The sequence below is a fragment of the Streptomyces tateyamensis genome (assembly GCF_003205575.1).
Taxonomy (GTDB): domain Bacteria; phylum Actinomycetota; class Actinomycetes; order Streptomycetales; family Streptomycetaceae; genus Kitasatospora; species Kitasatospora tateyamensis.
In genome coordinates this window covers 65,537-74,437 of record NZ_PYBW01000047.1, presented here as the reverse complement: position 1 = coordinate 74,437, position 8,901 = coordinate 65,537, and the positions used below count along the sequence as shown (strand labels likewise).

General features: G+C 73.7%; 10 protein-coding genes. 3 read left to right on the top strand and 7 right to left on the bottom strand.

The genetic code is table 11. From position 1 onward, the window contains the following. Nucleotides 1-227, top strand: a 227-nt coding sequence (locus tag C7C46_RS35945) for a hypothetical protein (RefSeq protein ID WP_220040629.1), incomplete at its 5' end; no start/stop codon positions are given. A gap of 16 nt (nt 228-243) precedes the next feature. Here C7C46_RS35945 and C7C46_RS15390 read toward each other — a convergent pair. Beyond that, nucleotides 244-1,053, bottom strand: a complete 810-nt coding sequence (locus C7C46_RS15390; protein WP_110669944.1) for a DNA-formamidopyrimidine glycosylase family protein — start codon at nt 1,051-1,053, stop codon at nt 244-246. 127 nt (nt 1,054-1,180) lie between these two features. On the opposite strand from C7C46_RS15390, the gene C7C46_RS15385 reads away from it, so the two are divergent. Beyond that, nucleotides 1,181-2,569 (top strand): NADP-dependent succinic semialdehyde dehydrogenase, encoded by a 1,389-nt coding sequence (locus C7C46_RS15385; protein ID WP_110669942.1) that lies wholly within the window; start codon nt 1,181-1,183, stop codon nt 2,567-2,569. Between the two features lie 7 nt (nt 2,570-2,576). Here C7C46_RS15385 and C7C46_RS35040 read toward each other — a convergent pair whose 3' ends face one another. Beyond that, a complete protein-coding gene (locus C7C46_RS35040; RefSeq protein WP_181442364.1) occupies nt 2,577-2,720 on the bottom strand; it encodes a hypothetical protein in 144 nt (47 codons plus the stop codon). A gap of 208 nt (nt 2,721-2,928) precedes the next feature. Between C7C46_RS35040 and C7C46_RS35035 the strand changes: the two genes are divergently transcribed. Continuing rightward, on the top strand, nt 2,929-3,093 hold the full coding sequence (locus C7C46_RS35035) for a hypothetical protein (RefSeq protein ID WP_181442363.1): 165 nt from the start codon (nt 2,929-2,931) through the stop codon (nt 3,091-3,093). Nucleotides 3,094-3,145: 52 nt separating this feature from the next. On the opposite strand, the gene C7C46_RS15380 is transcribed toward C7C46_RS35035, so the two are convergent. The 5 genes from C7C46_RS15380 to C7C46_RS15360 form a co-directional block, all read right to left on the bottom strand. Continuing rightward, the gene (locus C7C46_RS15380; RefSeq protein ID WP_245984433.1) at nt 3,146-3,949 is read right to left on the bottom strand and encodes a VOC family protein; all 804 of its coding nucleotides are present in this window, start codon (nt 3,947-3,949) and stop codon (nt 3,146-3,148) included. Nucleotides 3,950-4,176: 227 nt separating this feature from the next. Next, nucleotides 4,177-5,496 carry a hypothetical protein gene (locus C7C46_RS15375; protein ID WP_110669940.1) on the bottom strand — a complete coding sequence of 440 codons (1,320 nt, stop codon included), beginning with the start codon at nt 5,494-5,496 and terminating at the stop codon, nt 4,177-4,179. A 401-nt stretch (nt 5,497-5,897) separates the two neighbouring features. Next, nucleotides 5,898-7,292 carry a class II fumarate hydratase gene (locus C7C46_RS15370; RefSeq protein ID WP_110669938.1) on the bottom strand — a complete coding sequence of 465 codons (1,395 nt, stop codon included), beginning with the start codon at nt 7,290-7,292 and terminating at the stop codon, nt 5,898-5,900. 118 nt (nt 7,293-7,410) lie between these two features. Continuing rightward, nucleotides 7,411-7,821 (bottom strand): VOC family protein, encoded by a 411-nt coding sequence (locus C7C46_RS15365; RefSeq protein WP_110669936.1) that lies wholly within the window; start codon nt 7,819-7,821, stop codon nt 7,411-7,413. A gap of 161 nt (nt 7,822-7,982) precedes the next feature. Continuing rightward, nucleotides 7,983-8,825, bottom strand: a complete 843-nt coding sequence (locus C7C46_RS15360; protein ID WP_110669934.1) for a helix-turn-helix domain-containing protein — start codon at nt 8,823-8,825, stop codon at nt 7,983-7,985. Between the last annotated feature and the right edge of the window lie 76 nt (nt 8,826-8,901).

Genomic DNA, 8,901 nt, shown 5'->3' with positions numbered 1-8,901 from the left:
CCGAGGGCCTACGGGAGATAGCCCGCCACCTCCTGCCCGTCCGCCGCAAACGCTCCAACGCGCGCGTCGTCAAACGCAAGATGTCCAACTTCGGCGTCAAACGCGCCAAGCACCGGCTCTGGCCACAGCCCACCCGGAACCCTGCCGAAGCCGTCAGCATTGCCCCGCACTACCGCACCGCTCCCATCAACCCACCGACCAAGGCCCCACATGGCTCAGAAGCTTAAGTCACTGGTATTGGCCCTAGCGGGGCGGTTCCGGGCCCCGCTGGCAGGTCGGGCACCAGTAGGCGACCCGCTGCTGCGGCGCGGTGCCCTGGCTCGCGGTGCGCACCGGGGTGCCGCAGCGCCGGCAGGGCCGGCCCGCGCGCCCGTACACCCAGTGCGCACGGTCCGGCCGCAGCTCGCCGGTGGTCACGTGGCCCGGGCGCAGCCGGTTGACGTAGAGCAGCCGGTGCGCGGCGGCGACCACCCGCTCCGGCCCGGCCAGCTCGCCGATCGGCGTCCACGGGGTGACGGCGGCCAGGAAGCACAGCTCGTTGGCGTACACGTTGCCGATCCCGGCCAGGTTCCGCTGGTCCAGCAGGGCCTCGCCGACCGGGCGCCCGGGCACCGCCAGCAGCCGCCGCACCGCCTCGGCCGCCGACGCCTCGCCCCAGTCGGGTGCCAGCAGGTCCGGGCCGAGGTGGCCGACGGCCGTGGCCTCCGCCGCCGTGCGCAGCAGCTCCACCAGCCCGAGCCGGTAGCCGACCGCGGTGTGCGTGGCGGTGCCGAGCACGGCCCGGATCTGGTGCCCGGCCCCGCCTGTCCACCGCTCCCCCGCCCGGTAGACCTGCCAGCGCCCCTCCATCCGCAGGTGGGTGTGGAGGGTGAGGCCGCCCTCGATCCGGGTCAGCAGGTGCTTGCCGCGCGGGCGCACCTCCAGCACTCGACGCCCCGTCAGGTCCGCCGTGGCGTGCGCGGGCACCCGCAGCTCGGCGCTGGTCAGCAGTTGGTCGGCCAGCGCCCGGTGCAGCTGCGCGGCCGCGCGGAACACGGAGTCACCCTCGGGCATGACCCCAGCATGCACCCCGCCACGGACAGCGTCGGCGCCGGTGCGCCCGCCGGTTCCAGGTCCTAGGCTCGACTGAGCGCCACTCCCACCCGGACACTCCCCGATTCGCGCGCCTTGGAGGCGACCGATGGTGATCGCAACCGTCAACCCGGCGACCGGTCAGACCCTGCGGACCTTCGAGCCGTACACCCCCGCCGCCGTGGAACAGCGGCTGGCCCGGGCCGTCCAGACCTTCGCCCAGTACCGGCTCACCGACTTCGGCCGCCGGGCCCAGCTGATGCACCGGGCCGCCGAGCTGCTGGATGCCGACCAGGAGACCGTCGCCCGGCTGATGACCACCGAGATGGGCAAGCCGCTCACCGCCGCCCGCGCCGAGGCCGCCAAGTGCGCCAAGGCGATGCGCTGGTACGCCGACCGGGCGCCCGCGCTGCTGGCCGACGAGCACCCCGCCGCCGCCGACGTGGCGGACGCCGGGGCCAGCCGCGCCTGGGTGCGCTACCGGCCGCTCGGGGTGGTGCTGGCGGTGATGCCGTGGAACTTCCCGCTCTGGCAGTGCGTGCGGTTCGCCGCCCCCGCGCTGATGGCCGGCAACGTCGGCCTGCTCAAGCACGCCTCCAACGTGCCGCAGACCGCGCTCTACCTGGAGGACCTGTTCCGCGGGGCCGGCTTCCCGGACGGCTGCTTCCAGACCCTGCTGATCGAATCCCGCGCGGTCGAAGGGGTGCTGCGCGACCCCCGGGTGGCGGCCGCGACCCTGACCGGCAGCGAGGGGGCCGGCCGGGCGGTGGCGGCGGTGGCCGGCGACGAGGTGAAGAAGACGGTGCTGGAGCTGGGCGGCAGCGACGCCTTCGTGGTGCTGCCCTCGGCCGACGTGGCCGCGGCGGCCCGCACCGCGGTCACCGCGCGGGTGCAGAACAACGGGCAGTCCTGCATCGCGGCCAAGCGGTTCATCGTGCACGAGCAGGTGTACGAGGAGTTCCGCGCCGCGTTCGTGGGCGCGATGGCGGCGTTGCGGATCGGCGACCCGATGGACGAGGCCACCCAGGTCGGGCCGCTGGCCACCCAGCAGGGGCGGGAGGAGCTGGGCGAGCTGGTCGCGGACGCGCTGGCGCTGGGGGCCCGGGTGGAGTGCGAGCTGGACGTGCCCGGCGGCCTGGGCGACGGGTGGTGGTACCCGCCGACCGTGCTCAGCGGGATCGAGCCGGCCATGCGGATCCACCACGAGGAGGCCTTCGGCCCGGTGGCCACCCTGTACCGGGCCACCGACCTGGACCACGCGCTGGAGCTGGCCAACGACACGCCGTTCGGGCTCAGCTCCAACGTGTGGACCACCGAGGAGACCGAGCAGGAGCGGTTCGTCCGGGACATCCAGGCCGGCGGGGTCTTCTTCAACGGGATGACCGCCTCGCACCCCGCCCTGCCCTTCGGCGGGGTGCGCCGCTCCGGCTACGGGCGGGAGCTCTCCGGGCACGGGATCCGGGAGTTCTGCAACGTGACCACGGTCTGGGAGGCCTGAGGGCGCCTCAGTCCTCGCCGAGGACCGCGTACCACTCCACGTCGCCGTGCTCGAAGGGCTCGGCGACGTGGTCCTCCTCCAGTAGGCGGCGCTGTGCCGTCTCGGCACCCTGACCGACCTCACCCATCGTCGGGTTGACCTCGCGTTCCATCCGACCTCCTCGGCTTGCTGTACGGGCTGCGCGGGCTGTCCGGACCGTACGGGCCTGCACCGCACCCGGCGATCCTGGTGGATCGCTATTGGGCGATCCTTGGGGATGGCCTGAGCAACTGCCGGAAGGACGGATCGTGTCCACACCGATGGCGCAGCACAATCCCCCGGTCGGGCCAACCCGGCTCGCTGGTGACTAGGCTGGCCGGGTGAGCGGAACCGACCACGCGGCGGACCGGACGGAGCCCGAGGAGCCCTCCGGCGGCGAGCCCGCCTGTCTGCTGGCGCTGGTCTGTGCCGAGTGCGGGGCCATCGCCGAGCAGGCGCCGCCCACCACCTGCCGGCGGTGCGGAGCGCTGGTCGAGCGGGACTGAGCGGCCGTCAGTCGTCCAACAGCCGTCAGTCGTCGCCCGGTCGTCCCAGCCGTCAGTCGTCGCCGGGATCGCGCGGGCCGAGCACCGAGAACCGGCCGCCCTGCGGGTCGCGCAGGTCGACCACGCGGCCGTACGGGGTCGCCCGCACCTCGCCGAACACGTCGGCGCCGAGCCTGTCGGCCTGCTCCGCGGCGGCGTCGGCGTCCGGGACCGAGAAGTACACGTGCCACGCCGGGCGGGCCTCCGGGTCGGTCGCGGTGACCAGCGCGGCCACGCTCTGCTCCGCCGCTCGCAGCACCACCCGGTCGTGCTCGAACCGCACCTCGAACTCGGCGCTCTCGCGCTCGTCCCAGCCGAACACGCCGCCGTAGAAGAGCGCGGCGTCCAGGGCGTCCGGGGTGCGCAGCTCGATCCAGACCGGCGCGCCCGGCAGCGTGTGCAGCATGGCGCCGCGCTCCCGGTCGCCCTCCCAAATCCCGAACGGGGCGCCCGACCGGTCCGAGGCGATCGCCAGCCGGCCGGCGTCGAAGCCCAGCGGTCCGATCGCCACCGTGCCGCCGCGGGCCCGCACCCGCTCGGCCACCATGTCCGCGTCCTCGGTGCCGAAGTAGCTGGTCCAGGCGACCGGCAGTTGCAGGTCGGTCGCCCCGCTCAGCCCGGCCACCGCGACCCCGCCGGACATCGCCCGCACGTACGGCCCCCAGCGGTCCGGTCCGCGGCTGAAGGTCCAGCCCAGCAGCCGGCCGTAGAAGTCGGTAGCACTGTCCAGGTCGCCGGCCATCAGGCTCACCCAGCTCGGTACGGCCGGCACGCACCGCACTGCCGCACCCGTCACCGTCGGCGCCGACTCCGTCATCCCGCCTCCTTCTCGCACCCCTGCCCGGCTTCCGACCGTACCCGCCCCGACACCCCCTGGCACGGACCCGGGGACGGACACGGCGGATCGGCACGGCGGACGGGCCCGGTGGACGGGCCTGGTTGACGGACTCGACGGACGGGGCCTGGTGGACGGAGCCGCTGGAGACGCGCGGGGGCGGGACCTGCGCGGGCGCGCAGGTCCCGCCCCCGCCGAGCGGGCCCGGCTCAGCCGACCCGGACCAGGGCGGCGGTGTCCATGTCCGTGGTCCCGCCGTTCACCGTCGGGTAGACCTGGAACCGCAGGGTGCTGATCGGCTGGTTCACGCGGTAGGTCACCTGAAGGAGCTGGTAGCCGGTGGCGGAGTTGACGTTGTAGCCCGTGCACGCGTTGGTGTTGCTCGCGCCCAGGCCCCACAGGCAGAAGGTGCCGCTGGCGCCGCCGGACTGCGAGGAGAGCCAGACCGAAGCCTGGTACACCGCGCCGACGCCGACGTTGGCCGGCGCGTCCTGGTAGACCGAACCGCCGCCGATGTTGGTGTTGAACGCCAGGTAGCCGGTGCCGTCGTGGGCGGGCGCCGGGGCGCCGGCGGCGGTGTTGTAGTTCGCCCAGTTCACGATCCCGCCCGCCGGGACCAGCCGCTGCCACCCGGTGGTGTTCTGCTCGAAGGTGGGGGCGGAGAGCAGGTTGGGGTTGTTGGTGGCCAGGACGCAGCCGTTCGCGCTGTTGCTCCACAGCGGCTGGACCGCGAAGGTGCCCGCCGAAGTGGTGAGGTTGGCCAGGTTGACCCAGGCGCACTTGTCGCCGATCTCGTTGCCGCCCGCGTCGATCCAGGCGTTGAGCAGCGGGTCGGTGATCGCCTCGGCCAGTTCGTGGCCCTCGACGATGCTGACTCCGTCCAGGGCGCCGTTCGAGCCGTTGACGTACCCCGCACCGCAGTTGCCGCCGGCGTCGGTCATGTACGGCAGGTCGGTGTAGGTCACGTTGGGCAGCGCGGCGACGGCGCCGTGGTAGGCGCACCAGTTGCTGCCGAAGCCGGCGGTCGAGTGGCCGCTCGGGGTGGCCACCACGATCTGGACGTTCACCGAGGTGCCGGTGCCGAAGTGGTTGGCCGCGCTCGCCGCCTCCGCCTGGATCTGGGCGTCGGTCGGGCTGGCGGGTACCGCCGCCGGGTCCGACCAGGTGCCCGCCAGTACCGGGGCCGCGCCGGCGCCGTACTGGTTGACGGTCGCCAGCCACGGGGTGGTGCCGACCGAGGAGAGGAAGCGGTTGAGGTAATCCTGCTCACCGCTCGGGTCCGACCCCCAGCCCCAGTAGTCGATATAGACCTGCGGCGCGGTCTGCACCGGGCCGCCGCGATTGACCAGCGCGCCGCCGATCACGGCCTGGGCGCCGACCTGCGTGCGGGGCTTGAGCAGGTGCGCCTCCTGCCGAGCGGGGCCGGCCGGGGCGGCCGGGGCGGCCGCCTGCACCGGCGCGGCGGCGACCGCGAGCAGCCCCAACGCCGCGCCGAGCGTGGCCAGGGCAGTGCTCCAGTTCTTGGGCATGGATTCTCCACGGTTTGCCGAATGGTGGGGACAGCGCACGCCGAGACGCCCGGTACCCGGGGCGGCGTCCGATCGGCGCGGACATGTCATCAGCTTGGAGCAAAACCGCGAACATCACAATCACCTTAGCTGATGATGGCAAGTCAGAATCCATATGAGAGAAGGGAGTTGACCTCTCCTGCCACGTTCTCCCCCACCCGCTTCCGGGCGTCCGCCCTGTCCCGCTGCACGCACCGGGCCCCTCCCGGGACAGGCTCGGGAGGGGCCCGGAGGCGGACCGGAGGGGGCCGGAGGGGAATCGGGGTGGGGCGTGGGACCGCGTTACGAGGTGGCCGTCGGTGTCACCAGGCAGCCCTCGGCGTCACGAGGCGGCCCTCGGCGTCACGGGGTGGCCCTCGGCGTCACGGGGTGGTCATCCCCAACACGTCCAGGGCCTGGTCAAGTTGGGCCTCGGTCAGCAGGCCGCGCGCCAGATACCCGCGCTCGACGACCACCTGGCGGATCGTCTTGCCCTCGGCCAGCGACTGCTTGGCCACCTTGGCAGCCTCCTCGTAGCCGAGGTACCGGTTGAGCGGGGTGACGATGGCGGGCGAGGACTCGGCGTAGCCGCGGGCCCGCTCGACATTGGCGGTGATCCCGCTGACGGTGCGCCCCGCCAACAGCCGGCTCGCGTTGGCCAGCAGCCGCACCGACTCCAGCAGGTTGCGGGCGATCACCGGCAGCATCACGTTCAGCTCGAAGGAGCCGCTGGCCCCGGCCATCGCGACGGTGGCGTCGTTGCCCACCACCTGGGCCGCCACCATCGCGACCACCTCCGGGATCACCGGGTTGACCTTCCCCGGCATGATCGAGGAACCCGGCTGCAGATCGGGCAGGTTGATCTCACCGAGCCCGGCGCGCGGGCCGGAGGACATCCAGCGCAGGTCGTTGACGATCTTCGTCAGGCTGACCGCGACGGTGCGCAGCTGCCCGCTGAGCTCGACCAGCGCGTCCCGAGCGCCTTGGGCCTCGAAGTGGTTGCGGGCCTCGGTCAGCGGCAGGCCGGTGTCCCGGGCCAGTTCGGCGATGACGGCGGCGGAGAAGCCGGGCGGGGTGTTGATCCCGGTGCCGACCGCCGTGCCGCCGAGCGGGAGCTCGGCCACCCGGGGCAGGGTGGCGAGCAGCCGCTCGCGGCCGTACCGGACCTGCGCCGCGTAGCCGCCGAACTCCTGGCCCAGGGTGACCGGGGTGGCGTCCATCAGGTGGGTCCGGCCGGCCTTGACCACGGTGGCGAACTCGGCCGCCTTGGCCTCCAGCGCACCGGCCAGCTCGTCGAGCGCGGGGAGCAGGTCCTCGCCGACCGCGGCGGTGGCGGCGATGTGGATCGAGGAGGGAAACACGTCGTTGGACGACTGGCTCGCGTTGACCTGGTCGTTCGGGTGCACCGGGCGGCCCAGGCGCTCGCCGGCCAGGGTGGCGATCACCTCGTTGGTGTTCATGTTGGAGGAGGTGCCGGAGCCGGTCTGGAACACGTCGACCGGGAACTCGGCGTCCCAGCGGCCCTCGGCCACCTCGGCGGCGGCCTGCCTGATCGCCTCGGCGGCGTCCTGGTCGAGGATCCCGAGCCCCGCGTTGACCTTGGCCGCGGCGGCCTTGATCCGGGCCAGCGCCGCGATGTGCGAACGGCTCAGCCGCTGGCCGGAGACCGGGAAGTTCTCCACCGCGCGCTGGGTCTGGGCCTGCCACTTGGCAGCCGCCGGGACCCGCACCTCGCCCATCGAGTCGTGCTCGACCCGGTACTCCTGCTGTTCGCTCATCGAACTCCACCTCCACCAGGCACAGCTCACGGCGGTGGCGCAGTATTTCCGGGGCTCGGTCCTCACGGGTTCGGTGCTGCCCGGTGCAGTCCTTGCGGCCTCGATCGATCTTGCGGCGTCAGTCCTTGCGGGGTGCGCCGCGGTAGGTGCCGAAGTACCAGCGGTTGCCCTCGGGATCCAGGGCCGCGAAGTCGCGCGAGCCGTAGTCCGTGTCGTAGGGCTCGGTGATGATCTCCGCCCCGGCCGCCCGAGCCCGTTGGCACAGCTCGTCCGGGTGGTCGGTCACCACGTAGGCGCTGAAGTTGCCCGGGGCGGGCATCCGGCGGCCCCCGTCGTCCGCCCGGACCGAGCCGAGCATCACGCCCCCGCCCGCCGGCCAGTCCAGCTCCGCATGGTCGACCTGCTCGCCCTCGCCGTAGACCACGTTCTCGGTGAAGCCGAAGGCCTCGGTCAGGAACCTGATCAGGCCCCGGGCGTCCGCGGCCCGCAGGCTCGGCCACACCTGCGGTGCGCGCTGCTCCTCGGTCATCGTGCTCACTCCTGCGGTAGAGGTCGGTAGGTGGGTAGGCACGGAGCCCTGCGAGCTCCTGCCGACTCCAGCCTGGGCCCTGGGCGGCTGGCGCGCTTGGACGTTTCGGAGCCGGTCAGACCCGGTCGGAGCAGTGCGAGGGCCGAGCGAGGGCACCGCCGCTACTCGTCGTCCACCGGGGCCAGGCGCACGGCCGGGCTCTCCTCGGCCAGCCAGCGGCTGGGCGGGCAGCCGGCCAGCGCGCGGAACTCACGGGCCAGGTGCGCCTGGTCGAAGTAACCGCACCCCGCAGCCAGCTCGGCCAGCGAACCGACCCGGCCCGCCGCCAGCCTGCGGCGGGCCCGGTCGAACCGGATCACCCGGCCGGCCGCCTTCGGGGCCAGCCCGATCTCGGTGCCGAACCGCTCGGACAGGTGGCGCGGGCTCCAGCCGACCTGGTCCGCCAACTCCGCCACCCCGGCCGTGCCGCCCTGCGCCAGCAGCAGCCGCCAGGCGTGCACCACCTCGGGCGGCGGGGCGGCCACCGCGCCGGCCCGGGCCAGCAGCCACTGGTCCACCGCGCGGAACCTGGCCGGCCAGTCGGCGGCCGCACGCAGGCGGTCCTGGCCCTCGACGACCCAGCCGCCCAGCACCGCCTCGGCCGGGTGGTCCGCGCCGGCGAGCTCACCGGCCGGCAGACCCAGCAGGGTGCGGGCGCCGAGCGGACTGAGCGCCACCTGCACCCCGGACTGGCGTCCCTGATGGGTGATCAGTGCGGGGGTGGTGTGCAGACCGCCGAGCAGCGACTGGTACGCACCGGGCCGCTGCGCGGGGTCCGGGTGGGCGGCCAGCGTGAGCGGGTCGTCGAGGGTGAGGATCAGGGTCAGGTACGGGGAGGGCAGGCCCCGGTGCACGGCGGGGGCCAGACCCGCCTGCCGGTAGCCGGAGTACCAGGCCACGTAGGGCCGCAGCGCGGGGCTGGGCCTGGTCCAGACGGACTCGTCGAGTACTTCGCCGGAGCTCACCCCGCCATTGTCCCGCCGGTGCACCCACAGCGTCCCGTCCCGATCGGCGGCCGCTGGTCGATCTGGTCACCGACTG